This window comes from Haloarcula sp. H-GB5 (assembly GCF_054850705.1).
Genome location: NZ_JBTWBG010000001.1, coordinates 1,034,826 through 1,059,371 on the forward strand (window position 1 = coordinate 1,034,826; position 24,546 = coordinate 1,059,371).

Annotated in this window: 29 protein-coding genes and 1 tRNA gene; 14 read left to right on the top strand and 16 right to left on the bottom strand. The window is 63.3% G+C overall.

The genetic code is table 11. The features are described 5' to 3' along the window. Window positions 1-3 precede the first annotated feature (3 nt). Complete coding sequence (locus tag ACYJ11_RS05390) at window positions 4-441, top strand: universal stress protein (RefSeq protein ID WP_461646997.1); 438 nt, start codon at window positions 4-6, stop codon at window positions 439-441. Between the two features lie 28 nt (window positions 442-469). Here ACYJ11_RS05390 and ACYJ11_RS05395 read toward each other — a convergent pair whose 3' ends face one another. The 4 genes from ACYJ11_RS05395 to ACYJ11_RS05410 form a co-directional block, all read right to left on the bottom strand. After that, window positions 470-988, bottom strand: coding sequence for an HPP family protein (locus tag ACYJ11_RS05395; protein WP_461646998.1), 519 nt, complete (start codon window positions 986-988; stop codon window positions 470-472). A gap of 81 nt (window positions 989-1,069) precedes the next feature. After that, the gene (locus ACYJ11_RS05400; protein WP_461646999.1) at window positions 1,070-1,837 is read right to left on the bottom strand and encodes a hypothetical protein; all 768 of its coding nucleotides are present in this window, start codon (window positions 1,835-1,837) and stop codon (window positions 1,070-1,072) included. A gap of 62 nt (window positions 1,838-1,899) precedes the next feature. After that, window positions 1,900-2,247, bottom strand: coding sequence for a thioredoxin family protein (locus ACYJ11_RS05405; protein WP_170096806.1), 348 nt, complete (start codon window positions 2,245-2,247; stop codon window positions 1,900-1,902). 77 nt (window positions 2,248-2,324) lie between these two features. Beyond that, entirely contained in the window at window positions 2,325-2,885 is a 561-nt protein-coding gene (locus ACYJ11_RS05410; RefSeq protein ID WP_461647000.1) for a sugar O-acetyltransferase, read from the bottom strand. A 165-nt stretch (window positions 2,886-3,050) separates the two neighbouring features. Between ACYJ11_RS05410 and ACYJ11_RS05415 the strand changes: the two genes are divergently transcribed. Then, entirely contained in the window at window positions 3,051-5,027 is a 1,977-nt protein-coding gene (locus ACYJ11_RS05415; RefSeq protein ID WP_461647001.1) for a DUF460 domain-containing protein, read from the top strand. Between the two features lie 116 nt (window positions 5,028-5,143). Continuing rightward, complete coding sequence (locus ACYJ11_RS05420) at window positions 5,144-6,190, top strand: sensor histidine kinase (protein WP_461647002.1); 1,047 nt, start codon at window positions 5,144-5,146, stop codon at window positions 6,188-6,190. Window positions 6,191-6,201: 11 nt separating this feature from the next. Here ACYJ11_RS05420 and ACYJ11_RS05425 read toward each other — a convergent pair whose 3' ends face one another. The 7 genes from ACYJ11_RS05425 to ACYJ11_RS05455 all read right to left on the bottom strand — a co-directional run bounded on the left by ACYJ11_RS05425 (window position 6,202) and on the right by ACYJ11_RS05455 (window position 11,900). Beyond that, entirely contained in the window at window positions 6,202-6,447 is a 246-nt protein-coding gene (locus ACYJ11_RS05425) for a DUF7470 family protein (RefSeq protein WP_004590621.1), read from the bottom strand. 38 nt (window positions 6,448-6,485) lie between these two features. Further along, entirely contained in the window at window positions 6,486-6,896 is a 411-nt protein-coding gene (locus ACYJ11_RS05430) for an SCP2 sterol-binding domain-containing protein (RefSeq protein WP_461647003.1), read from the bottom strand. Window positions 6,897-7,014: 118 nt separating this feature from the next. Next, entirely contained in the window at window positions 7,015-7,737 is a 723-nt protein-coding gene (locus ACYJ11_RS05435; RefSeq protein ID WP_461647004.1) for an ABC transporter ATP-binding protein, read from the bottom strand. Further along, a complete protein-coding gene (locus tag ACYJ11_RS05440) occupies window positions 7,734-8,546 on the bottom strand; it encodes an ABC transporter ATP-binding protein (RefSeq protein WP_461647005.1) in 813 nt (270 codons plus the stop codon). The genes ACYJ11_RS05435 and ACYJ11_RS05440 overlap by 4 nt, the downstream gene beginning before the upstream one ends. Then, window positions 8,539-9,648: a branched-chain amino acid ABC transporter permease gene (locus ACYJ11_RS05445; protein ID WP_005537088.1), complete on the bottom strand. Its 1,110-nt coding sequence runs from the start codon at window positions 9,646-9,648 to the stop codon at window positions 8,539-8,541. The genes ACYJ11_RS05440 and ACYJ11_RS05445 overlap by 8 nt, the downstream gene beginning before the upstream one ends. Next, the gene (locus ACYJ11_RS05450; protein WP_461647006.1) at window positions 9,645-10,562 is read right to left on the bottom strand and encodes a branched-chain amino acid ABC transporter permease; all 918 of its coding nucleotides are present in this window, start codon (window positions 10,560-10,562) and stop codon (window positions 9,645-9,647) included. Before ACYJ11_RS05450 ends, ACYJ11_RS05445 begins: the two co-directional genes overlap by 4 nt. A gap of 30 nt (window positions 10,563-10,592) precedes the next feature. Continuing rightward, on the bottom strand, window positions 10,593-11,900 hold the full coding sequence (locus ACYJ11_RS05455; protein ID WP_461647007.1) for an ABC transporter substrate-binding protein: 1,308 nt from the start codon (window positions 11,898-11,900) through the stop codon (window positions 10,593-10,595). 140 nt (window positions 11,901-12,040) lie between these two features. On the opposite strand from ACYJ11_RS05455, the gene ACYJ11_RS05460 reads away from it, so the two are divergent. Together ACYJ11_RS05460 and ACYJ11_RS05465 are read left to right on the top strand one after the other, a co-directional pair. Next, window positions 12,041-13,012 carry a proline racemase family protein gene (locus ACYJ11_RS05460; RefSeq protein ID WP_461647008.1) on the top strand — a complete coding sequence of 324 codons (972 nt, stop codon included), beginning with the start codon at window positions 12,041-12,043 and terminating at the stop codon, window positions 13,010-13,012. Window positions 13,013-13,083: 71 nt separating this feature from the next. Continuing rightward, on the top strand, window positions 13,084-13,920 hold the full coding sequence (locus ACYJ11_RS05465) for a proline dehydrogenase family protein (RefSeq protein ID WP_461647009.1): 837 nt from the start codon (window positions 13,084-13,086) through the stop codon (window positions 13,918-13,920). 1 nt (window position 13,921) lies between these two features. Here the strand turns inward: ACYJ11_RS05465 and ACYJ11_RS05470 are convergent, their stop codons facing one another. Next, window positions 13,922-14,638 carry a helix-turn-helix domain-containing protein gene (locus tag ACYJ11_RS05470; RefSeq protein ID WP_170096795.1) on the bottom strand — a complete coding sequence of 239 codons (717 nt, stop codon included), beginning with the start codon at window positions 14,636-14,638 and terminating at the stop codon, window positions 13,922-13,924. 189 nt (window positions 14,639-14,827) lie between these two features. Between ACYJ11_RS05470 and ACYJ11_RS05475 the strand changes: the two genes are divergently transcribed. The 8 genes from ACYJ11_RS05475 to ACYJ11_RS05510 all read left to right on the top strand — a co-directional run bounded on the left by ACYJ11_RS05475 (window position 14,828) and on the right by ACYJ11_RS05510 (window position 21,781). Further along, on the top strand, window positions 14,828-16,351 hold the full coding sequence (locus ACYJ11_RS05475) for an aldehyde dehydrogenase family protein (protein WP_461647010.1): 1,524 nt from the start codon (window positions 14,828-14,830) through the stop codon (window positions 16,349-16,351). After that, entirely contained in the window at window positions 16,344-16,472 is a 129-nt protein-coding gene (locus tag ACYJ11_RS05480) for a hypothetical protein (RefSeq protein ID WP_007189436.1), read from the top strand. The genes ACYJ11_RS05475 and ACYJ11_RS05480 overlap by 8 nt, the downstream gene beginning before the upstream one ends. Before the next feature lie 122 nt (window positions 16,473-16,594). Continuing rightward, entirely contained in the window at window positions 16,595-16,882 is a 288-nt protein-coding gene (gene eif1A, locus ACYJ11_RS05485) for a translation initiation factor eIF-1A (protein WP_004516096.1), read from the top strand. Window positions 16,883-16,924: 42 nt separating this feature from the next. Then, window positions 16,925-17,860, top strand: coding sequence for a serine/threonine-protein kinase Rio1 (gene rio1, locus ACYJ11_RS05490; protein WP_170096793.1), 936 nt, complete (start codon window positions 16,925-16,927; stop codon window positions 17,858-17,860). A 275-nt stretch (window positions 17,861-18,135) separates the two neighbouring features. Next, window positions 18,136-19,185, top strand: coding sequence for an ATP-binding protein (locus ACYJ11_RS05495; RefSeq protein ID WP_461647011.1), 1,050 nt, complete (start codon window positions 18,136-18,138; stop codon window positions 19,183-19,185). A 229-nt stretch (window positions 19,186-19,414) separates the two neighbouring features. Further along, window positions 19,415-20,548, top strand: a complete 1,134-nt coding sequence (locus ACYJ11_RS05500) for a hypothetical protein (protein WP_461647012.1) — start codon at window positions 19,415-19,417, stop codon at window positions 20,546-20,548. 118 nt (window positions 20,549-20,666) lie between these two features. Further along, window positions 20,667-21,215 carry a KH domain-containing protein gene (locus ACYJ11_RS05505; protein WP_004590591.1) on the top strand — a complete coding sequence of 183 codons (549 nt, stop codon included), beginning with the start codon at window positions 20,667-20,669 and terminating at the stop codon, window positions 21,213-21,215. 125 nt (window positions 21,216-21,340) lie between these two features. Further along, window positions 21,341-21,781 carry an acyl-CoA thioesterase gene (locus ACYJ11_RS05510; protein ID WP_461647013.1) on the top strand — a complete coding sequence of 147 codons (441 nt, stop codon included), beginning with the start codon at window positions 21,341-21,343 and terminating at the stop codon, window positions 21,779-21,781. Window positions 21,782-21,853: 72 nt separating this feature from the next. On the opposite strand, the gene ACYJ11_RS05515 is transcribed toward ACYJ11_RS05510, so the two are convergent. The 4 genes from ACYJ11_RS05515 to ACYJ11_RS05530 all read right to left on the bottom strand — a co-directional run bounded on the left by ACYJ11_RS05515 (window position 21,854) and on the right by ACYJ11_RS05530 (window position 23,783). Continuing rightward, window positions 21,854-22,117, bottom strand: a complete 264-nt coding sequence (locus ACYJ11_RS05515; RefSeq protein ID WP_004959237.1) for a hypothetical protein — start codon at window positions 22,115-22,117, stop codon at window positions 21,854-21,856. Then, the gene (locus ACYJ11_RS05520; RefSeq protein ID WP_004959240.1) at window positions 22,110-22,349 is read right to left on the bottom strand and encodes a hypothetical protein; all 240 of its coding nucleotides are present in this window, start codon (window positions 22,347-22,349) and stop codon (window positions 22,110-22,112) included. The genes ACYJ11_RS05515 and ACYJ11_RS05520 overlap by 8 nt, the downstream gene beginning before the upstream one ends. A 638-nt stretch (window positions 22,350-22,987) precedes the next feature. After that, a tRNA-Thr gene (locus tag ACYJ11_RS05525) sits at window positions 22,988-23,059 on the bottom strand. Between the two features lie 67 nt (window positions 23,060-23,126). Continuing rightward, window positions 23,127-23,783, bottom strand: coding sequence for a DUF7114 family protein (locus tag ACYJ11_RS05530; RefSeq protein ID WP_188975421.1), 657 nt, complete (start codon window positions 23,781-23,783; stop codon window positions 23,127-23,129). Between the two features lie 60 nt (window positions 23,784-23,843). Between ACYJ11_RS05530 and ACYJ11_RS05535 the strand changes: the two genes are divergently transcribed. After that, a complete protein-coding gene (locus ACYJ11_RS05535) occupies window positions 23,844-24,518 on the top strand; it encodes an enoyl-CoA hydratase/isomerase family protein (protein WP_461647014.1) in 675 nt (224 codons plus the stop codon). Window positions 24,519-24,546: the final 28 nt, after the last annotated feature.

The window sequence follows — 24,546 nt, forward strand, 5'->3', positions numbered from 1 at the left end:
CCGATGTACGACACGATTCTCCTCCCGACCGATGGCAGCGACGGTATCGGTACGGCCGCGAGACATGCGGGCACGATTGCGGACCGGTTCGACGCGACGGTCCACGTGCTCTCGGTCGTCGACACCCGAAACCGGTTCGAGAGTCCGTCGAGCGGCCTCTCGGCTGACGCATGGGTCGAAGCAGAGCGCGACCGCGCCGAGGCGGCCATCGAAGCAACCGTCGCCGAGCTACCCGACAGCGTTTCGGTCGAGACCACGCGGCGAGAGGGCGTCCCGAAGACGGAGATCGTCGACGCGGTCACGGACGTTCCGGCGGACCTCGTCGTGATGGGAACCCACGGCCGGACCGGACTGGACCACTATCTCATCGGCAGCGTCGCGGAGACGGTTGTCCGCGAATCGCCGGTCCCAGTGCTGACCGTCCAGCTATCGGACGAGTGAGTACGGTACACCGGTCTGTGTGACCGCATCAGCCATCGACCAGCCCTGGCCGGGCCGAATCAGTCGCTCGGTGGTACGCGGATAGCACGAGCGCATGGAACGCGACGAGGACGCCGACACCGGCCACGATGGTCGCGACTTGGCGCGGCGTCGAGAGCAGTCCCAGCGAGACGATGAGTGTCGTCGCACAGGCCGGTGCGTGAACCGTATCGGTTGCAATCATCCCCCAGCTCGTCACGACGAGCGAGAGCGTCGCGCTCGCAACGAGGCGGAGCCCGGCCATCGAGAACGCCGCCGGGTCCGCGACCAGTGAGACGCCTGTTGCGAGCAGAACGTACGCGACAAGCCCCGCGAGACCGCCGATGAGATGGCTCACGACGACGCGGACCAGTCCCGTCCGGTCGCGGTCCCGCTGAAACGCGAGCATGAACGCAGACGGGCCGAGACTCGGGAATATGAACGGTTGGCCGGTCACCCACGCGAGTATCCCGAGGACGACGAACAGCACGCCAGCGTACAGGCTCGTTCCAACCCGATGCCGTCGCATTGCTCCCGATAGGAAACTGGACGGGTAAGACAGTCACGGTCCGACAAATAACCGTATCGTCCCGAATGGAGACGACAGCGGTTAGAGAGCCGTCATCGTTGTGTCGTCCTCGCTCGGGGCCGACGGTGGCCGCCCATCACTCTCGCGGAGTTGCTCAAACGCGACTGCGATAACCGCAGTGCTGTACAGCGACAGCAGCGGTTGGAGGACGACAGTCGGTAACTGCGAGGCCGGTCCCGAAAGCACCAATGGGCTTAGGAGTCCGATAACTCCACCGAGGAGCCCCGCAGCAACAACGACGATGAACAGCAGCCCAAACAGCGCTATCCGGTCGCCCTCGGTGAGCCGGTAGCTCTCTTTGAGCGCCGCGATGAAATTCCGATCTTCGACGATGATGTACGGTGCCATGAAGATGAACGCGACGTACGCGAAGATACCGGGGATAATGAGCAATATCGACCCGAGGAACACCAGCAGACCGTAGACGAGTCCGCCGACCAGCACGTTCACCATCGCGAGTGGGACATTCCGTGTGAACGCTCCCTTGGGGAAGCTAGTGCGTGCCCCAGCGACAAACGTTCGGAAGGACACGATAGTGAGATACAGTGAGATCACGGAGCTGACAGCGATACCGGCACCAGCGACAGTAAGCGGGATGTCGAAGGTGAGCGGCATGGCTGCGGTAACCTCGCCGTACCCCATTCTGGTGACGGTCGTCGCCAGAATAGTGTTTAGCAGTGCCTGCAAGCTAACTATCAGGGCTAAAAACGCTGCGAGTAGTATCCCGCCGGTACGACTGAACAGCCGGTACCCCGCCTCTTCGAGGGCGGAGCCGATTTGGAGGGCCATCGTCGGACCGCTTCGACAACTACGGACAAAAGTGTTGCCTCAGTGTGACACTACAACCCAGTTCACACGTCCGATTCCGACCCGCGCTCGACGAACTCGATAAGTTCCTCCGCCGGGACGAACCCGTCGGCACGGCGGTGAATCAGGTCCCCGTCGGCAAACAGCAGGAGCGTCGGGACACTCCGGACATCGAACGCCTCGACAGCATCGAGGTCGTGTTTCGGATTGAACACGACCACTGTGGCGTCAGTGGCCTTCGCAGCGATATCGAGTATTGGCTCCATCGACTTGCAGATAGTACAGCCAGTCGTTCGGACCATCACCAGCACGCGGTCATCCGTCGCCAGTACGTCGTCGAGTTCGTCCCGTGTTTCGACCGTCTGAACGCTGTGTTCCGTTTTCGTGTCCATGGGGGCAGTACGTGCCACAGCGCGAAGAACCCCGCGACGAGTCACGCCTGTTCGGCTGTGGCTGCTGTCCGGGGCCGTCAGTCCTCGATTTCACGGACGACCGATGCGGGGTTCCCCTGAACGACGACGCCAGCGGGAACGTCGTCAGTGACGACCGCGCCAGACCCGATGACAGCGTCGTCACCGACGGTGACGCCCGGGTTGATGACCGCCTGACCGCCGACCCAGACGTTGTCGCCGATAGTCACCGGCTTCCCGTACTCGACGCCGCTACGTCGTTCATCCGGGTCAAGCGGGTGCGTCGCGGTGTAGATGTGGACGCCTGGTCCGAGCAGGCAATCATCTCCGATATCGACCCGGCAGACGTCCAACACGACGCAGTCGAAGTTCGCGTAGAACCCCTCGCCGACGTGGATGTTGTCGCCGTAGTCACACCGGAAGGGCGGTTCGACGTGGCAGTCCGGGCCGACCGAGCCGAACAGGTCCGCGATGAGCGCCTGTCTGGTGTCGGCCTCCGACGGGTCGGTCCGGTTGTACTCCCGGGTAAGTTCGTTCGCACGCTCACGGGCGGCGACGAGTTCCGGATCGCTCGCGTCGTAGCGCTCGCCAGCGAGCATCTTCTCTTTCTCAGAGGGCATGCCGACCAGCCTCCGGGATGCGGCTATCGCGGTATCGCTGTGCGATCATGTCTTGCGATTGACCTGCCCGGCTAAGAGACGTTGCGGTTGGCTATCGGAAACCGGACCGGAAATCGGGTTCGAGCCCGGAACGGATTTATAATTGACCGTCGCCTACCATGGTTCGTGAACCGCACGGCAGCGCTCGACGCAGTCGTCTTCGGTGTCGACATCCAGAGCGGCGACGTGCGCGGTGACGCACCGTCGTACGCACTGGTGGTCTTCGACGGGGAATCAGTCGAGCGAGACGTGGTCTCGTGGCGGAAGCTCCGCCGGCGCATCGAAAACGAGGAGCCGGCCATCGTCGCGACGGACAATATGTACGAACTCGCCGAGGACAAGGACGCCCTGATCCACGTCCTCGGGTCCCTCCCCGACGAAACGAAACTGGTGCAGGTGACCGGCGACGAGCGGCCCGAACCGCTCTCCAGGGTCGCCAAACGTCACGGCGTCCCCTACGGCAAGGATCCGATGGAGGAAGCAGAGGCCGCGGCTCGACTGGCCGCCGCCAACGTCGGGCAGGAGGTGTCCGCCTTCACCGACACGACAGAGGTGAAGGTCTCGCGGGGCCGCTCGACCGGCAAAGGCGGGTGGTCAGAGGACCGCTACACCCGGCGCATCCACGGCGCAGTCCGGAAGCGAGCGCGCGAAATCGAGTCCGAACTCGACGCTGCCGGTCTTGAGTACGAACGGGACGTGACCGAGAAGTACGGCGGGTTCTCCAACGCCGTGTTCCAAGTCTCGGCCCGGCCACAGGATATCCCGGTATCGAGAGCCCGGTCGGGCGATACGCGCGTCGAAATCGAGCGCCAGCGGCGGGACGGTATCGAGTTCAAGCCACTGGCAAAGCGGCGCGATCACGTCGTTGTCGGCGTCGACCCTGGAACGACGACGGCCGTTGCCATCGTCTCCCTCGACGGCACTGTGCTGGACGTGTACTCTTCGCGCACCGACGACGCCGCCGCGACGACAGAGTGGATCATCGAGCGCGGGCGGCCCGTCATCGTCGCCGCCGACGTGACGCCGATGCCAGAAACGGTCGAGAAGCTCCGGCGCTCCTTTAGCGCCGCGGGCTGGGAGCCCGACACCGACCTCCCGGTCGACGAAAAGAAACACCGGACCCGGGAGGAGGCCTACAACAACGACCACGAGCGGGACGCGATGGCCGCCGCCCTCTACGCCTTCGACAACCACGCCGACCAGTTCGAGCGCGTCGCGGGCAAGGTCCCACCACAGTACGACGTGGGGCCAGTCATCGACCGGGTCGTCGCTGGCGAGGAGAGTGTCGAGACAGTGTTACGGGACCTCGAAGACGACGATAGTGAGGACGAGGACACCACCGCGCACGAGCCGCGGGAACTCACTGACGACGAGAAGGAGATCAAGCGTCTGAACGCCCGCATCGAACGGCTCGAATCACACGTCGACGATCTCAAAGAGACGATCAAGCGCAAGGACGACCAGCTCTCGGAGAAGGACAAACAACTCGAAAAGGCTCGTAGCGAGGGCCGGCGCGAGGTCAGAAAAGACCGCGAGGTGACGCGGCTCCAGCGACGCAACGAGGCCCTCGAACGGAAGGTCGAGGAGGAAGAGGAGAAACGCGAGGCGCTGGCCGACAAGCTCGACCGGCTGAAGGCGCTGTGGAAGCTCGATCACTCGAACTTCGCCGATGTCTCGGAGAAGCAGGAGGGGCTGACCCCGGTCAAGGTGGTCGAACAGTTCACCAAGGACGCCATCGCCGACGCCGACGAGCGGTTCGGGCTCGTCGAAGACGACATCGTCATGTTCCGGGACGCCTCGGGCGCGGGCCGGTCGACCGCCCAGCAGCTAGCTGACATCGACCCGAAAGTCGTGCTCCGGAACGGGAACCTCTCTGACATCGCCGATCAGGTGCTGTTCGACAACGAGATCCCCGTCGCGCCAGCGGAGATGGTCACTGTGCAGGAAGTGGACGAACTGGCCGTCGCCCGTGAAGGCGAAATCGAGGCGGCAATCGAGGACTGGGAGGAGCGGGCCGCCGACCGCCGGAAGGAGCAGAACGCGGAGATGGTCGACCAGATCATCAGCGAACATCGGGCGGACCGGCCGACAAGCGAGAACTAAGTGCTGTCCGGATTGTCGGCTGACAGTAGCTAGCCGACCCATCGCCGGTGTGACACTGCTCCGATAGCGCGCTACCTGTACTGCGTAGTTATGTTCTTCGGGTGCGTCTGTCTCGCATGGAAGACCGGTGTCGTGTTCTGGCGGCCGCGGTCGAGACCCTCGATGATGTCTTCTACGTCTACGACGCGGACGGCCGGCTGGCCTACTGGAACGCTCGGCTGAACGAACTGTTTGGCCGGACGGACAGTGAACTGTCGGGTTCGGACCCGACCGAGTTCTTCGTCGCTGACGACCGTCCGGCCGTTGAAGCAGCCATCGAGGAGGTGTTCGAGTCGGGTCAAACAACCGTCGAAGCGCGGGCTGAGACGACCGAGGGAGTGGTGACCTTCGAACTCAGTGGTCGACTTCTCACAGGGGACGACGGTACAGTTCAGGGGTTCAGCGGTGTCGGCCGCGACATCACTGACCGGCGCGAGCGCGAGTGGCATCTCCAGCGACAGAACGAGCGGCTCACCGAGTTCGCCGACCTCCTGGCCCACGACCTCCGGACGCCGCTTGCCGTCACCAGCGGCCACCTCGAACTCGCTGCCCAAGAGCTGTCAGCCGAGCGTATCGACGCCGCCCGAGACGGGGTCCGGCGGTTAGAAGCGATTATTGACGATATGCGGACCGCGACCAGGGAGGGGGCACTGGCAACCGACGAGCAGGCGGTCGATATCGCCGACGTGGCGACGACGGCGTGGACCCACGTCGAAACCGACAACGCAGTGCTGGAACCGCCGCCGCCGATACTGGTCGAGGCTGACCCGAAGCGCCTGCTCCGACTGTTCGAGAACATCTTCGTCAACGCTATCATACACGGCCTTGGAGGCGGCAAGCGCGTATCTGACGAGGAGCGCGAAGCGAGCACTGCCGACATCACAGTTCGTGTCGTGCCGACGGCTGACGGCTTCGCTGTCGAAGACGACGGACGGGGGATCGACCCCGACGAACGGGAGTGGGTGTTCGAACCGGGCGCGTCACAGGCGGCTGACGGGACCGGGTTCGGCCTCTACATCGTCAGGACGATCGCCGAAGCCCACGGCTGGACAGTACGTGCCACAGCAGGAGATCACGGCGGTGCACGGTTCGAATTCGATATCGATGCGGACACCGCCTGTTAGTTGTCCTCGTCTCAGGGCATCCCGTCGCCACCCATGCCGCCACCGCCCATGCCGCCGCCACCCATCCCGCCCATGCCGCCACCGAGGCCGAACGCGCCGAGCAGGCTCGTGACGAGCCCGTAGACGACCAGTCCGAGACCGCCGACGACCAGAGCGATACCGACGGCGACGATAGGTGCCTTCCACGCGACCAGACCGATGCCGGCGAGCAACACGACGATGCCGCCGATACCAACCGCACCGAGTTTGTCGAGCATACCCGTGTAGGCCAAGCGGGCGGACAAAAGCCCGTCGGTCAGTGCTCGAACTCGGTGTCGACGTTCTGTGCTGCCGCGACCATCTCCGCGATGGTGTCCTGCCGGCGAAGCAGCCGCATCGTGTCGCCCTCGACGTCAAAGGTTCCGTCCATCGCGGCGGCGGAGATGTCCAGATCGCCCTGCAGCATCGTGACCCACTGGCTGTAGGGGCCACGGAACGCGAAGTCGTACTCGGGGTCCGCGACCGTTCCAGCAGCCGTACAGACGCCGTCTTCGATGACGACAGAGAACTGTATCGGTTCGCCGGCGTAGGCGTCGTCGGCACGGATTTCGAAACAGAACGCGGCAGTGAAGCCGTCGGCGCTGTCAGCGAACGCGGCCCGCTCGTTGATCCGGTCGCGCCACGCCGCAGCCCAGTCATCGGCTTCCGTCGGCAGCGTCACAGTCATTGACAGGCGGTATGCAAGGGGGGCTTTTCTGTGTTGCCTTGTCCTTTCGAGTGCAACACCCGGGAAATCGTCGCTGTGGCTCCGCGCCGAGTGCGAGGAAAACAGCGAATTGAGGTCCTCAGCGGCGCGATTCGCCGCCGAGATACAGCCGAGACACCTCGGGGTCGTCGAGCAGCGAGTCGGCCTCGCCCTCGAACTTGACCGTCCCCTGGTCGAGGACGAACCCACGGTCTGAGATGCCCAGTCCCTCGCGGGCGTTCTGCTCGACCATCAGGATGGACGTGCCCAGTTCGTTGACCGTCTCTACGTCGTCGAACACTTCCTTTGCTGTGTTCGGTGCCAGTCCGGCGCTTGGCTCGTCGATGAGCAACACGTCGGGTTCCATCACGAGCGCACGGGCGAAGGCCAGCACCTGCCGCTGGCCGCCCGATAGCGTCTTCGCGTTCGCGGTGCGTTTGTCGTCGAGGATGGGGAAGCGGTCGTACAGTTCGGCCACGACCTCGTCGAGGCCGCCCTCGCGGGCGACCCCGCCCATCCGGAGGTTCTCGTCGATGGTCAGCGAGCCGAACACGTTCTCGGTCTGTGGGACGTAGCCGACGCCGATACGGACGATATCTTCTGGCGCCATCCCGCCGATCTCGCGGTCGCCCAGACGGACCGAGCCGGTCCAGGGCTCCAGCATCCCGAACACCGTCTTGAGGACGGTGGATTTGCCGGCCCCGTTCGGACCGACGAGGCAGGCGATCTCTCCCTCGCCGAGTGTCAGCGAGAGGTCGTCGAGCACCTGCACTTCACCGTAGCCGCTGTCGACGCCGTCGACGGTGAGGATAGGGTCGGTCATTCCGACGGCCCTCCGAGATAGGCGTCGATGACGCGCTCGTCACTCCGGACCGCCTCGGGCGGCCCTTCGACGAGGACACTTCCCTGATTGAGGACGATGATCGGGTCGGCGAGCCGCATGATGAAGTTCATGTCGTGTTCGATGATGAGGAAGGTGATGCCCTCCTCGTTGAGTTCCTCGATGAACCCGGCCAGTTTATCGGCCAGCACGGGATTGACGCCGGCGACGGGTTCGTCGAGCAGGAGCAGGTCGGGCTCGGCCATCATCCCGCGGGCCAGTTCGACCAGCTTCATCTGCCCGCCCGAGAGGTCCGTCGCGGGCTGGGTCGCCAGGTCGCCGATCTCGAACCGTTCGAGCATCTGCTGGGCCTGTTCCAGCGAGCGCCGTTCCTCCTGTTCGACGGTGTCCGGCGAGGTGAACAGCGGGATGATCGATTCCCCGGTCTGGTTGTGTGGTCCCACCAGTAGCGCCTCCCGAACGGTCATCCCCTCCGGTTTGCGCGGCGTCTGGAACGTCCGGATCATCCCCTGATCGGCGATTTCGTGGGGCTTCTGGCCGGTCACGTCGACGCCGTTGACCGAGACGTAGCCGGCATCGGGCTCGTAGAAGCCCGAGACGAGGTTGAACAGCGTCGATTTGCCGGCTCCGTTCGGGCCGATGAGGCCCGTAATCGTGCCGCGTTCGACCTCGATGGACGCGTCGTCCGTCGCCACGAGGCCGCCGAAGCGTTTCTCCAGTCCTTCAGCCCGAAGCACCGGATCGTCCTTCCCCAGAATGGGGCCGTCGGAGACGAGCGACTGCTCACTCATCGCGACCACCGCCCAGCGAGTCGGGCCAGATAAGCTCGCGCTCCGGCGGGAGGATGCCCTCCGGGCGGAGCCTGACGATGAAGATGATGAGCAGGCCGACCAGCATGAGTCGGAGCGGTGCGGCACCGATGGGCAGCGCGCCGGTGTCGGTCATGAACCGGGTTCCCTGCTGGATGGCGACGATGGTGAACCCGCCCAGCATCGCGCCGCGGTCGCTGCCGGTGCCGCCGAGGATGACGGCGACCCAGACGTAGAACGTCGTGATCGGCTGGAGGTCCTGTGGGCTGACGAACAACACGAGGTGGGAGTAGAACACGCCCGCGAGCGCCATGATGAGGCTCCCGATAACGAAGGCCTGCATCTTGAACGCGAACGTGTTCTTGCCAAGCGTCTCCGCAAGGTCCTCGTCGGTCCGGATCGTCCGCAGGACGCGGCCCCACGGCGACTGGTGAATGCGCCGGAGGAACAGGTAGACCGCCGCGACGATGACCGTGACGAGGACGACGTTCAGGAAACTGGTGACGACCGATTGGCTCATGTTGAACACCGGCGTTCCACCCGCGTAGAAGACGTATGGGTAGGTCAGGTCGCCGAGCACGGGCCAGTCGGAGAAAAACAGCGGGATGCCGGTCAGACCGGCGCTGCCCGCCGTCCACTGTGATTCGTTGAGGATGAAGATACGGACGACCTCTGCAAGGCCCAGCGACGCGATTGCGAGGTAGTCGTCGCGGAGCTTCAGCGTCGGATAGCCGATGATGACCGCGAGCACCGCAGCGAGGGCGAGACCGCCGAACAGTGCGATGACGGGACTGACGCCGCCGGAGATCGGCGAGCCGGACGCCGTCAGCAATGCGGTCCCGTACGCCCCGAGGCCGAAGAACGCCGCGACGCTGAAGTTGATCATGCCGCCGTACCCCCACTGGACGTTCAGCCCCATCGAGAGGAGCATGTACATCGCCGACAGCCCGACGAGATACAGCAGGTACGCCGGGGCGAGGAAGCCGGTGACGACCGCAATGAGCAGGAGTGCGCCAAGCGCGCCGAGCAGTCCCACGACGCCCTTTTCGCGGGGCGAGTACGCACCGACATCGAGCGTGCTCATGTCATATCACCTGCGATGCCGCGGGGCCTGACAAGCAGGACCGCGACCATGATGACGAACGCGACAGCCGGCGCGTAGGCGTTGCTGATCGGAAGGCCGACATCACTGAGCAGCGGCGTCAGCTCGTGGATCATCCCGATGAGAAGGCCACCGAGCATCGCCCCGTACACCGAGCCGATGCCGCCGAGGATGACCGCGGCGAACACGACCAGCAGAATGTTGAAGCCGATACGGGGGTCGAGCTGGCTGTACAGCGCGAGGAAGACGCCGCCAGCGGCGGCCAGCGCACTTCCGACGACCCACATGACGAGAATGACGCGGTCAGTTCGGATACCGCTCACGCGTGCGAGGTCGGGGTTGTCAGCCGTCGCGCGCATCTTTCGACCAAGCGTCGTCCGCTGGAGCAGGAGGTGCAGGCCGGCGACGAGCACCGCCGCGCTGACGATGATCGCCACGTCCCGCTGTGTCACTGCGACATCGAGCGTGTCCAGCAGCAGTGGAATCGGACCGCTGCGGCTGATATCGTACTGCAGGAAGTCCGTTCCGAAGGTCGCCTGTAGCACCGCGCGGTAGACAAACGCCACGCCGATGCTCGTGATGAGCAGCCCGATCGAGTCCGTATCGAGGGGCTTGTACACGAGAATATGAGTGAGGACGGCGACGATCGCTGCGAGCGCCATCCCGACCGCAAGGGCCAGAAAGAACCCGACCGGGAGACCGAGAACAGTGCCGCCGAGACCACCGAACACGCCGAACGCGACGAACGCTCCGTAGGCACCAAGCGTCATCGTATCGCCGTGTGCGAAATTCGCGAAGTCGGCGATGCTGTAGACCAGCGAGAGCCCGATACTCCCGAGGATGATGATACTACTGAAAACGAGCCCGTTTGCCAGGTACTGTAATATCTGCGCCATTGGTAAAAATGGGAAAGGGTTGTGGCTGCGTTAGCCCTCGATGAAGCCGGCGGATTCGTACGCGTGGTCTACGACTTCGAACACCTGCAGCAACCCGACGGGGTCACCGTTCTCGTCGAGGTCGATTGGGCCGCTCACGCCGGTGTAATCCACGTCCGACGGCGAGCCACCGTTTGCCAGAATTTCGTGCGCTTCCTCGTAGCTGGTCGCTTCCTCACCCTCGGGACGGGTCACGTCCCGGACGACTTCCATGAGCGCCGAGCCGGTGAATTCATCGGCGGCTTCGATAGCGAGCGCGCTGACGACCACAGCGTCGTAGGCGTAGGCCGACCACGACGTGGGTTCCTCGCCGAAGCGCTCTTCGAACTCCGAGACGAACGCCTGGTAGTTCTCGGCGTCCTGCGGGACGCTCGGAACCACGGCCTTCATTCCGTCGAGACTGCCCTCGGGAGCTGATTCGAGGACTTTCGGGCCCTTGACGCTGTCACCACCGTACCAAGCGGCTTGGTCGGTGACGCCGAGATCGAACGCTTCCTGAGACATCGTCGCGAACTCCGGCTGGTAGGTGATGAACACCCACGCGTCAGCGTCGGTGTCTGACATCGAGGAGATGGTGCTGCTGTAGGAGGACTGGCCCTGATCGTGGGGTTCATTGTAGACGATCTCCCCGTCGTAGGCCTCGATGAAGGCCTCGCCGACGGACTGGCCGTAGTCGTTGTTGATCCAGGCCAGCGCGGCGGACTCGTTGCCGTCCTCGTTGAGGAGCGACGAAATTGCCTCCGCCTGTGCCTTGCCGGCCGGCGGCATCCGGAGCAGGTCCGGGAAGTTCGTCAGGTTCGGGCTAGTGCTGTTCTGACTGATCTGGACGACGTCCGTGTTCTGGACGACGCTTTCGTGGATAGCTGTGCTGACGCCGCTCCCGACAGTACCGATGAGCAGCGGAACCTCTTCCTGATTGACGAGTGTCTGGGCTGCACTGACTCCACCCTGGCTCGTACTCTGGTCGTCCTGCTGTGAGATCGCCAGTTCGCCGCCACTGACACCGACGGAGTTGATATCGTCAAGCGCGATTTCCTTGCCGCGCTGGTTCCGCTGACCGAACGCCGACAGTGAACCGGAGAGGCTGTCAACCATCCCGATGGTGTAGGTTTCGGAGCCCGAGTCTGTCGAGGCATCCGTCGATTCGTCGTCACCGCCGTCACTGCCGTCACCACCGTCGCCCCCGTCACCTTCGTCGGGAGCACCACCGGAACAGCCGGCGAGACCGACGAGTCCGGCACTCGCAGCGGCTTTGATTACGCTTCGCCTGTCAATCGAACGCGTGTCATGGTCGTTCATGGTATACTGATATCCTTTTTCGTAAGTCCCTGTATAACCCTGTCACCGTCCATGGTAGGCACCACGTTCTGGACAGCATACGAGAAGCCGTGAATTAATACTTCTGGAACGCGTTTGCCGTATAGAGTATCGCTACGGCTATGGAACGAACGGAGTTTACCACGGTAGACACGCATACGGGCGGGGAACCGACGCGCATCGTCCTCGACGGTATCGAAGCCGACACGCTCACCGGAGCGACCGTCCGGGAGAGACGCGACCGGTTCAAAGCCACGGCTGACGGCGTCCGGCAACTCCTCATGCAAGAGCCCCGTGGCCACGCGGACATGTTTGGGGCGGTCCCGGTGCCAACCGACCGGGCCGACCTCGGGGTGTTCTTCATGGACACTGATGGCTATCTGGATATGTGCGGCCACGGCCTCATCGGCGTCGTGACCGCCCTCATCGAACGGGGCGAACTTCCCGAATCGCCCGAACTGACCGTCGAAACTCCCGCCGGACTGGTCGACGTAACAGTCGAGATAGCTGATGGCGTCGTCCGCCGCGTTGCGTTCGAAAACGTCGACAGTTACGTCTGTGAGACGGTTCCCGTCGAACAGGACGGCGTCCCGGTCGAGTCTCGTATCGTCTACGCCGGCAACTACTTTGCCGTCGTCGACGCTGACAGTCTCGGCGTCACGCTCGACAGCGAGGACGCCACGCAGTGTATCGACCCCGCACTGGACCTCCGGCGAGCAGTCAACGATGCCGCACCCGAGGACCCGATCACCGGAGCGCCGGCGACCGTCTCTGCAGTCGAGCTCACCGCCAGCGGCGACGGCGACCGGAGCTGTGTGGTGTTTGCCGACGGCTCCGTCGACCGCTCCCCCTGCGGAACAGGCACATGTGCGCGATTGACGCTCCATCACGTCGACGGCGACCTCGCCGTCGGCGAGCGTGTCGAAGTGACTGGCCCGGTCGGGTCAGCGTTCGAGGGGTACATCAGCGACACCAGCGTCGACAACGGTGTCACCGTGACCAGCCCGGTCGTTTCTGGCACAGCGCACATCACGGGCGAGCACACGTTTTACCGGACCGACGACGATACGCTCGGCAGTTTCACGCTCGCTTGATTTCAGACCTCGAAAGATGATTTTTTTGGTAGGGGGTGCGTTTAGGCCCATATAGTGGCGTAGTTTCGATAATGATTCCACCGATAGCGAACAACTTCGTCGCCGGGGAGACAGCGCCGGGAGCGCTCGACCACGTCGCTTCGCTCAACGACGACGATGTCAAGGGTATCCTAAATCTGCTTGGCGAACACTACGACGAGCGCCAGCCAGCCGACGAGGACGCAGACCAGTACATCGAGTTGATAGAGGAGATCGACAGGAGCGGGCTCGACTGCTGTATCTCAGTCAAGCCCTCACAGATCGGCCTCGACGTCGGCGACGACGTGTTCGTCGAGAACCTCGAACGCATCGTCGCGGCAGGTGACGACCACGATGTCTTCGTCTGGGTCGATATGGAGGACTACACCACGACCGACGTGACCCTCGACGCGTACGAGCGGCTCGTTACGGAACACGAGGGCGGCGTCGGCGTCTGTACGCAGGCAAACCTCAAACGGACGCCCGAGGACCTCGAACGGCTCGCGCCCCTCCCCGGGAAAGTCAGACTTGTCAAAGGTGCCTACTCCGAGCCCAAAGAGGTCTCCTATAAGAAGAAAGAGCGTGTCAATGAGGCCTATCGGGACTGTCTCGAACTGATGTTCGAGGAGTTCGAAGGTGGCGTCGCCGTCGGCAGCCACGACCCGGCGATGATAGACCACGCGAAGGAGCTCCACGACGAGTACGGCACCGACTACGAAGTGCAGATGCTGATGGGGGTCCGCGACGACGAACAGCGCGACCTCGCCGCCGAGGGCGTCCCGATGTGGCAGTACATTCCCTACGGCGACAAGTGGTTCTCCTACTTCTATCGGCGCGTCCGTGAGCGCAAGGAAAACGCGCTGTTCGCCGTCCGGGCCGTCCTGAGTTGAACTACTGGTCCGGGTCGAGTAGTTTCGCTTCTGCTTTCCGAAGGTGTTCGAGCAGCGTCGTCTTCGAAACGCCGAGTTTCGAGGCGAGTTCGCGCGTCGAGATACCACGCGGCCACGCGTAGTAGTCCTCCTGCCGGGCAAGTTCGAACGCTTCGCGTTGGCTATCCGAGAGCCGGTCCATCCGCCGGAGTTGCTTCGGATTGCCGCCACCGGCGGACGTGATTCGCGTGACTTCGATGTCGGCCGACTGCTCCTCGCGGATCTCGTCGAGGAGCGACTCGGCTTCGTCGCGGGAGTCCGGGAAAAACACCGGCCAGTGCTCGCGACCGTGCCGGACCCGAACCGGATCGTTGTGGATGAACCCGCGCGAAAGCAGGCTGTCACTGATGGTGTTGTCCGGATCGTACTCGACGAACAGCTCCCGGGTCGTGTTGCCCGGCGACGAGCCTGTACCAGTCGCGCCGTGGCGCTCGCGTAACTCCAGCACGGAGTCGGTCAGCGACGAATCACGAGTCGCGTCGATGAGGTCCTCGACGTCACTAATACTGTCTGCGTAGGCGGTGAACAGACCCTTCACGCTGCCGTTCTGTGTGTTGTACACGCCGTGAGCCAGCAAACCAGCCGCCGTCTTGTCGGTCACTTCGAGCGTCCAGCAGTCAGGATGCCAGATGCTCAGGGTAAGCTGGAGTCCCCCGTGTTCTACTTGTGCTTCACTCATATTTGACGCCCTCCGTATGAAGGGGTGCTAAGGATAGTCACGATATGGACGCAAATAAAGGTGCGGTTCATAAGGGGAACACCGACCATGGTAGATAATGTCGGGTTGTAGAGGATATCTCAGGTTATTGCCGGCCCCCTGACCATGGACGGTGGAACATATTGGTGGGGGACGCGTACAGTACCTACCATGAGTACAGACGACTCACGACGACACTACATCGACGGTGAATGGACGACAGGCACCGGCGACGAAACGTTCACAAGCCAGAACCCCGCCACGGGCGAGGCGCTCGCTTCGTTCCACCGCGGAACAGAAGCCGATGTCGACCGCGCACTGGCCGCAGCAGAGGACGCCTACGACGAGTGGCGCTCGCTCTCGCACATCGACCGCGCGGAATACCTCTGGGACATCTACCACGAGCTGCGTGACCGCCACGAGGAACTCGGCGAAATCGTCACCATGGAGTGTGGCAAGGAGATCAGCGAAGGGCTGGCCGACGTCACCGAGTCCTGGCACATGGTTGAGTGGGCCGCCGGCAACGCTCGCCACCCCCACGGCGACGTGGTCCCGTCGGAAATCGCCAGCAAGGACGCCTATATGCGGCGCAAGCCGAAGGGCGTCGTCGGCTGTATCACCCCGTGGAACTTCCCGGTCGCGATCCCGTTCTGGCACCTCGCAGTGACGCTGGTCGAGGGCAACACGGTCGTCTGGAAGCCCGCCGAACAGACCCCGTGGTGTGCCCACATCATCGCCGAGATGTTCGAGGACTCGGGCATCCCGGACGGCGTGTTCAACCTCGTCCAGGGCTACGGCGACGCCGGCAACGCCATCGTCGAAGACGACCGCGTCGAGACGGTCCTCTTCACCGGGAGCGCCGAAGTCGGCCACAAGATCGCCTCCAAGGTCGGTGGCGAGCCCGGGAAGATCGCTGCCTGCGAGATGGGTGGGAAGAACGCTGTCATCGTCACGGAGGAAGCCGACCTCGACATCGCCGTTCACTCGGCAGTGATGTCTAGCTTCAAGACGACCGGCCAGCGCTGTGTCTCCTCGGAGCGCCTCATCGTCCACGAGGACCTCTACGACGAGTTCAAGGAACGGTTCGTCGACGTCGCCGAAGACATCGCCGTCGGCGACCCGCTGGAGGAAGACACCTTCATGGGGCCGCTCATCGAGGACGATCAGGTCGAGAAGTTCAAGCGCTACAACGACCTCGCCCGTGAGGAGGGGGCAAACGTACTCGTCGACCGCGCCGACCTCGGTGCCGAGGAGATCCCTGAGGGCCATGACGAGGGCCACTGGGTCGGTCCGTTCGTCTACGAGATCGACTACGACGAGGACCTGCGTTGCATCAACGAGGAAGTGTTCGGTCCCCACGTCGCGCTGCTTGAGTACTCGGGTGACTTCGACGAGGCGCTGGAGATGCACAACAGCGTCGACTACGGCCTCGCCGGGGCCATCATCTCCGAGGACTACCGTCAGATCAACCAGTTCCGCGACGAGGCCGAAATCGGCCTCGCTTACGGGAACCTCCCGTGCATCGGCGCCGAGGTCCACCTGCCCTTCGGCGGCGTCAAGAAGTCCGGCAACGGCCTCCCGAGTGGCCGCGAGGTCATCGAGGCCGTCACCGAGCGCACCGCCTGGACGCTGAACAACTCCAAGGACATCGAGATGGCACAGGGTCTGTCGGCGGACATCATCACCGATGAGTAAGTCCGTCCAGTCGCCGGAAGTCGGGTCCGTCTGTCCGCGCTGTCGCGGCGAGACGACGACGGCGAAAGGCATCGAGACCTGCACCGACTGCTCGTGGGTCGGCTGCCTCGGCGCTGACTGACGCGGCGACCGCGTTTTTCCGTACGGCCCCAGCGTCTGTCCCACACCGTGACGGGGGCCACGGACCGGGTTCACGGTCCAACTTTTCCAAACCTTAAACCTCTCCCCGTCGAAGTACCGTCTATGAGCGACAACGACAGCAGAAAGAACCTGCGGATGCCGGAAGAGGACGAGGTGTTCGCCGTCGTCATGGACATGCTTGGCGCGAACCGCGTCAAGGTACGCTGTATGGACGGCGTCGAGCGCACAGCCCGGATTCCGGGCAAGATGCAAAAGCGCATCTGGATACGCGAGGACGACGTGGTCCTCGTCGAACCATGGGACTGGCAGGACGAGAAAGCCGACATCACGTGGCGCTACGAGAAACAGGACGCCGACCAACTGCGTGAGGAGGGACACATCCAGGAGTAGCCCGATTATGTATCTGGCCGCGCGCTCGACGGAGGCGCAAGCGTGACAGAGGGGCAGTTCGGCCTGCTCGATACGGACGACGTTGACTCCCCCGGTGACGAGTGGGAAGAGGTCGACGTCTCCGACACGGAGGCCGACCGCATCGCCCGCAAGCGGGACCGCGAATTCAACGAGTTCCGCGAACGCATCAAGGACGCCGACCAGTTCAAGGTCGAGGCCAGCGTCTTCGACGATGCCACCTACGGCGCGCTGTACAAGCTTGTCCAAGACGGCCATATCGACGCCTTCGGCGGACCGATATCGACCGGCAAGGAGGCCAACGTCTACACGGCGCTGTCGGGCGAGACAGAGGTCGCTGTCAAGGTGTACCGCATCAACGCCTCCGATTTCAAGGATATGCGGAGCTATCTCGACGGCGACCCCCGCTTCGAGGGAATCGGCTCTGACAAGAAGAAGGTCGTTACCGCGTGGGTTCGCAAGGAGTCGTCGAATCTCAAGCGCGCCCGCCGGGCCGGCGTCCGGACGCCGGAGCCCATCGCCGTCGAGCGGAACGTTCTCGTGATGGAGTATCTCGGGACCGAGGAGGGCCGTAGCAAGCGTCTTAGTGAGGTTCACATCGAGAACCCCGAGACGGCCTACGAGGTCGTCAAAGAGTACACCCGCCGGCTGTACGACGCCGGCCTCGTCCACGGCGACCTCTCTGAGTACAACATCGTCTTCCACGAAGGGCAGTTGTACATCATCGACCTCGGGCAAGCGGTGACCATCCACCATCCCAACGCCGACGACTTTCTTGAGCGGGACTGCCGCAACGTCGCGAACTTCTTCGCCAGACAGGGCGTCGACGCCACGCCGGAGGAACTGCTCGCGTACGTCCGAGAGTACGCGACGCCGAAAGACAAGACCGACACCGCGCCGGGCAGCGACGACGACGCCGTCCCGCAGGGGACGCCAGCCGACCGTCGTGAGGACGAGTAACCACCAGCGTTCTGTTCGCGTGATGAGTTTTGCGAGGGGGTGCCTTGTCGCTACGTAGACATGTGAATTGTAGCCATTCTCACCCATGGCACTGAGTTCCGGCAGACAAACCACATCACTCCGACGTTGTTACCCGCTTCCTCACAACTCGTTTTGATCGTGAAAACCACAGTGTGTAAGTTGTTAGATTGAATATATCTCAGTATGAGTGACCTGTCACAGTGTTTCTCGTGCCGTGTGGGCCGGCACTGGCCTGGCCCGAGTAGGTGTGGCTGATGGACACCGACCCAGCAGACAGCAGTTCGGACCAGCAGACAGCACACAGTGACAGCTCGGTGTCTGAGCGCCTCATCGAGGGGCTATCCTCGCATGCAGTGTTCATGCTCGACACAGATGGCATCATCACGACGTGGCCCGAGCCGGCAGCGTCGCTGTACAGCTACGACCGGGACGCGACGGTCGGCCACCACGTCGACATGCTGTTTGCCGACCCCGAGGAGATGGAGACGACCGTCGAATCACTGCTGACGGAGGCGGCGAACGGCCCCGTCGAGACACAGCACTGGCATCGGCGGGCTGATGAGTCAGTGTTCTGGGCGACCCTCTCGCTCTCGCCGCTCGGAGACGGGGACCCCGAAGGGTTCGTCGCAGTCAGCCAGGATACGACGGAAAAACACCAGTACGACAAGATGCTCGAACGCCAGAACGACCGGCTCAAGGAGTTCACCGATATCCTCGCCCACGATTTGAAGAGTCCGCTCAGCGTCATCTCTTCGCGGGTCGATCTGGCCCGCGAGACAGGTGACAAAGAACACCTCGATGCCCTCGAAGAGACGAGCGACAGGATGGCCCGTCTCGTCGAGGACCTGCTCCGCGTCGCGCGACAGGGAAACGTCGTTACCGACCCGGAGACAACGAACGTACGGGCCGTTGTTGACACTGCCTGGGAAGGGAGCGGCGAAAGCACCGAGCGCGCCACACTCCACTACGCGGACATCGGCGCAGTGAGCGCAGACGCCGACCGCCTCATCGAACTGTTCGAGAACCTCTTTCAGAACAGCATTCGGCACGGCGATGGGGCCGTTATCGTCCACGTCGGTCCGCTTGAGAACGGCTTCTACGTCGAAGACGACGGCCCGGGAATCCCAGCGGAAATCAAGGACGATGTGTTCGACCACGGCTTCACCACTGCCGAGGACGGGAGTGGCTACGGACTCTCGATTGTCCGGACCATCGCGGGCGCACACGGCTGGGACATCCTCGTCACCGACAGCAACACGGGCGGGGCACGGTTCGAAGTCACCGGTGTCGAGTTTCTGGGCTGACAGCAGGGTCGGCAGCGCCCTGCTCGGTTACAGCGTCCATTTCTCGCCTCACCCATCGATTGCAGAGGGGAGTCCACGTCCGCGCGCTCCTCGTGGGTGAGTGTCCCATAGAAGCAGAAGAGCAATAACCGATGGGGCAGTGATGCCCAACGACGAGAGATCGCCACAGCTACACGACCTCCGCCATCCACCTATGGGACGCCCTCCAGCCCCCACGACCGGACGGATAGTGCCGCTCGTTGCCCTGCTCGGGATAGCCGCCCTTGTTGCCGTCTCCGGAGTCGCCGCCGGCTTCAGCAACGCGGCACCCGATGAAACACACTCGGGGAGTACCACACACAGCCACGCCGCCACAACCGAGGCAGCGACGCCACAGCCAGCGTGTTCGGTGCAAGACGAGCGCCCCGAGCCACCGGAGACGGACTCGGAGTACCACTACCTCGATGGGCTTGGAGCCACGTCGACAACCAACTGGACAACCGGCGAAACCCTGCGTATCGGCGCAGACGGGGACTGTTCGCTCGGCGTCCGTGCCAACGACACCGCGACACTGACCGCGACGACGGTCAACACCAGTCAGGGCACTGTGACCGGCGTCGTCGACGTGGGTCGTGGCGGAGCGTTTCGGGTCGTCGAGCGCCCTGACGGAAACACCACGGCTTCGGTATCCATCCGGAATGTCGGCCGAGAGAATAACGATCGCGTCGACATCGTTTCGACGAACGAGAGCGGCGCAGTGGTGACATCCGAGCGCGTCACAGCTCCTACCGGTCGGTTCTTCGTGGTCGAAATGCAGTGGTATCCAAACGGGACCGCACAGGTCGCGCTGTGGGATACTGACCGGCAGCGCCAGCAACGCGTGACCAGAACGGTCTCGACCAAGGCAGAAAACACCTCCTGGCAGGTCCAGCTCAACGGCCGGGCGTATCTCGACGAAATCGCGGTTGGGTCCCACGACACGGAGCCGACTGCCACCGAGGAGGCTGACACCGGAAAGGCTGACCTCGAAGACAGCGAACAGTCAGCAGCGTCGCCCGTCCAGTCCACAGCCTCAGCGGCGCAGAGTGATGAAACAGGGACACCGGAAACCTTCAGTTACAATGTCGGGCCCGAGGACGGAGAGTCCGAGGACTCCCAGTCCGGCCTCTTTTTGGGTCCGCTCATCGCGATCGGTGGGGCGCTCATGTACCGGTATGCGTACGGCGTCACGAAGTTCAACGAACAGCTGGACGCCATCGGGAGCACAACCCGTTCTAGTGAGGTCGAACCCGCCGACTGGAACGTCATGCTCACGAAACTGGTCGGTGCAGCCGGGAGTATATTCGGCCTCATCTGGTTTCTCACCACGGTATTGGGTGGCTGATCGGCCACATCTCGACTATGATATGCGGTCCGTACCTGCCGACGGGTGTGGCACGGTACCGGATACGCCGGACGCCGAAGTTTTAAACAGGCAGACCCTCCTACAGAGAGGTATACTTATGCAACACGTGAAGATTCCGCAGGACCGTATCGGTGTGTTGATCGGCGAGGGCGGTGAGACCATGCGCGAGATCGAGGAGCGCGCAGAGGTCCGGCTGGATATCGATTCCGAGGACGGCACGGTGAAAGTCGAGTCCGTCGGCGACCCCGTCACGGCGCTGAAAGGCCCTGACATCGTGAAGGCCATCGGCCGCGGATTCGCGCCCGACGACGCGCTGGCGCTCCTCGAGGACGACATGATGATGTTCGAACTCATCGACATCGAGGCCGCCTCCCGCAACAAGAACGACTTCCGTCGCCAGAAGGGTCGTCTCATCGGCGAGGGCGGCCGGACGCGGGAACTCATGCAGGAACTCTCCGGCGCGGCCGTGGTCATCTACGGGTCGACGCTTGGCATCATCGGCGGCCCCGAACAGGTCGACGCCGTGCGAGAAGCCGCTGAGATGATTCTGGACGGCGCGCCACACGGCTCCGTCTACTCGTTCCTCGAACGCAAACACAACGAGATGAAGCACAAGGGCCTCGAATACCACCAGTTCACCGGATAACGCCGTAGTTCGACTGTGTGACTGACGACTGCACGCTACGGCGACAGTATAAGCGCATGCGGTCGCTGTCAGTCCTGCCACGGGCGCACCACACCGTTTTGCCGGAACAGGCTCTACGAGGAGGTATGCCGACCATCGCCGAGACGCACATCGTCAACCGCGAGCGCGTTCAGCCGACTCACGCGAACAACTATCAGAGCGCCCACGGCGGGATCGTCATGAAGTGGATGGACGAGATCGGCGCGATGTCGGCCATGCGGGCCGCCAGGGAGTCCTGCGTGACCGCACAGATGTCCCGCGTCGACTTCGAGCGCCCGATTCCCATCGGCGACACCGCACTCATCGACTCCTACGCCTACGCTACGGGTCGAACCAGCGTCCGGGTCCGCATCGAGGTCGCCCGCGAGGAGCCACACACGGGCGAAACTGAGGAGACGACCAGCGCGTACGCCACCTTCGTCGCCGTCGACGACGGGAAACCGACGCCCGTCCCCGAACTGACTGCCGAAAGCGAGGAGTGCAAACGGTTGCGCGAAACGGCACTTGCAGAAGAGCCGAATCGGTAGCTCGCGGACACTGGTGGCACAGCGTCACCGCTTGGCCACTGGCTGCCGGTCGCTGTAGTCAAGTAGCGACTGCTACGGGGTTTCAAAGTAATCGAGCATATCCAGCACCGCGCCCATGATGAAGCTGATGACACTGATGACCAGAACAAGCCCAGTGAGAAGCGTCGAAATCGGTGGGTTTAGCAGAAACTGGAAGCCAGCGATAAATACGCAGGTGACCATCCCGACGACCAGGAGAAACGAGCCTGCGCTTGGGTCCTCACCGGTGAGAAATTCGAGGCCATTGAGGAAGCCCGACGTCTGTGGCTGTTGTTCCTCAACGACGTCTTCACTCATTGTCGGCCTCAGACTGTGCCGTCGCTGCCTCCTGAATGATCTGTACGAGATGCGATACCCAGAGTCCGCCGGTAAATCCGAACAGGGCGGAGACGACGACAGCTTTGGTGAGGGTGCCAAGCGGAGAGGCCGCCGCTATCAGACAGAGCCCTCCGAAGAGGAGCATCATGCCGTACTGGATTCGTGTGTCGAGGTCAATGCGTGCGATGGTCTGTGTGAAGGTTGAGCTCATGTGGTAGTGGCTGATCGGGCCGTGCTTACACGTCGTTTGCTACACTGCTGTGAATCGACGGCAACCCCTGCTCAGTTAGCGTCGGCTTGGAGCAGCCGTTTGATTTCGCCGTGCGAAGTGAGGGAGGCCGAAGACGGTTGTCGGCCAGAAACCGATGAACTGGCCCGACTGTTTGTCGCCGCGGACGGCGTAGAAATACAGCGCCAGCGCAACGGACGCCGGAGCGGCGGTCGCTTTCCGCTTGCGACGCCGCGTCTACCTCTCCCTGCGTGGTACTCACATGCAATGTTGGGCCTACTCCGGTATATCCCTTTGCAAGGGGTCAGCAGAACTGACGGCCTCAAAACTTCATAGGAGACCGATATTCGGGATTATAGCTGCCACTGGCACACCATCTACTGACGAACCGCCAGAAGCCTGCGCGGTTGGTTCCTCTTAAAAAGCCTCAGCGGGACACGCGCGGCGAGGTTGCGCAGAGATGGACCACCGCGAAGTTCGTTCGTCGCAGAAAGCATGGGCCGGAATTTGAACCAGAAGAGGACTCTCAGTGGTCTCCAGGGATTCAAATTCCGCTCCCGTGTCACACGCTCACGGGAGTCGCGCGGAGATGGAACTCCGCGCAGATAGTTCGCGTGAGAAGCCTAGGCCGGAATTTGAATCCGGGGTCTCGTCCTTACCAAGGACGCGCTTTACCGCTAAGCTACCCAGGCACGCAACAGTGTGTATCCGGCAATTGTCTAAAGTCGTTTCGATTCAGGGCCGGTGTGTCGATTAGTCTCAGTGGTCGGCGGCGGCCTCGGTCCCGTCGCCGGATGGCTGTTCAGTTCCCGCGCGGGCCCGAAGGGCGTCGGCGACGTCCTCACCGAGCAGGTCGGCGTTCGACGGGAGGCCATCAACGGCCAGTTCGGTCGCGTATTCGCGGAGCGTCGGGGTTGGTCGGATGCCGGCGGCAGTGACACCAGCGACCACGGCGAGCTCCAGAATGTCAGTTTCGAGCGCGGTGTCGAGGCTCTCGTCGTCAGTCGTCTGACGGACTGTCTGGTCGTGGCCGAACGAGCGGACGACAGAGACAGCGGCGTCGGCGGCTTCGGTCCTGGCGAGCAGGTAGAACCCACGCGAGACGAGGATATCGGCGATGAGGATATCCAGGTCGGCTGTGTCGCGGTCGCCGTTGACCCAGGGGTCGTCGTGGGCCAGTTGCCGGGTGAGCGAGAGCCCCTCGTAGATGAGTTGGACGCCAGCGGCTCGGTCAGCGACGCCATCAGCCAGATCAACCGGTGGGTCGCTGGTTGCGCCCGCGCTGACGAGCGTCAGGACGCCGGGCGCCAGCGACGCGTCGTCAAGGCGAGTGTCGATCCGCTCGTGAAGCCGGTCAGGCTCGACATCGTCGACCGCCGCCAACGCCGCTCGGCGAACTGCCGCCACTTCCTCCATTATGAGGGTCTAGCGACGGGAAGGGCAAAGACCTTTGGAAACCGCAGAGTCACAGCAGCCATGGTACAGACCACGAGCGGCGATGGTATCCGGACCCTGACGCTCGACCGACCCGACCAGCGCAATGCGCTCACCAGCACGGCACTGCGTGACCTCGAAGCGGCAGTCGAGTCTGCGACCGAGCCAGTGCTGTATCTCCACGGCGCTGGCGAGGCGTTCTGTGCCGGCGCGGACCTAGATGAGGTCAAGGCTCTCGATTCAGAGAGCGCCGAGACGTTTGCGGCGCTGGGTCAGCGGGTCGCCCGGACGCTCGAATCCTACGACGGGGCGGTCGTCGCCGGTATCGATGGCGCGGTACGGGGCGGCGGCGTCGAACTGGCGCTGGCCTGCGATATCCGTGTCGCGACGCCAGATGCGACGCTGGCCGAAACAGGGGTCAAACTCGGCCTCTTTGGTGCGTGGGGCGGGACAGCGCGGCTCCCCGACATCGTCGGGACCGGCGACGCGCTCGACATCGCGCTCTCCGGCCGAACGCTCGACGCCGAGACGGCACAACAGATGGGGCTGGTTTCGCGGGTGACCACAGAGCCTCGAGCCGTCGCTGAGGAGTTGGCGGCCGTCGACGCGGACGCGCTTCGAATGTTAAAAGCGCGGATACGCGACGACGCCGACAGGGAGACACAGGAGCGCCGCGAACAGCAGGCCTTCGCCGACCTCAGCGCGGAGACGGAGTAGGGAAGGGTACAAGACGACGCCTCGCATA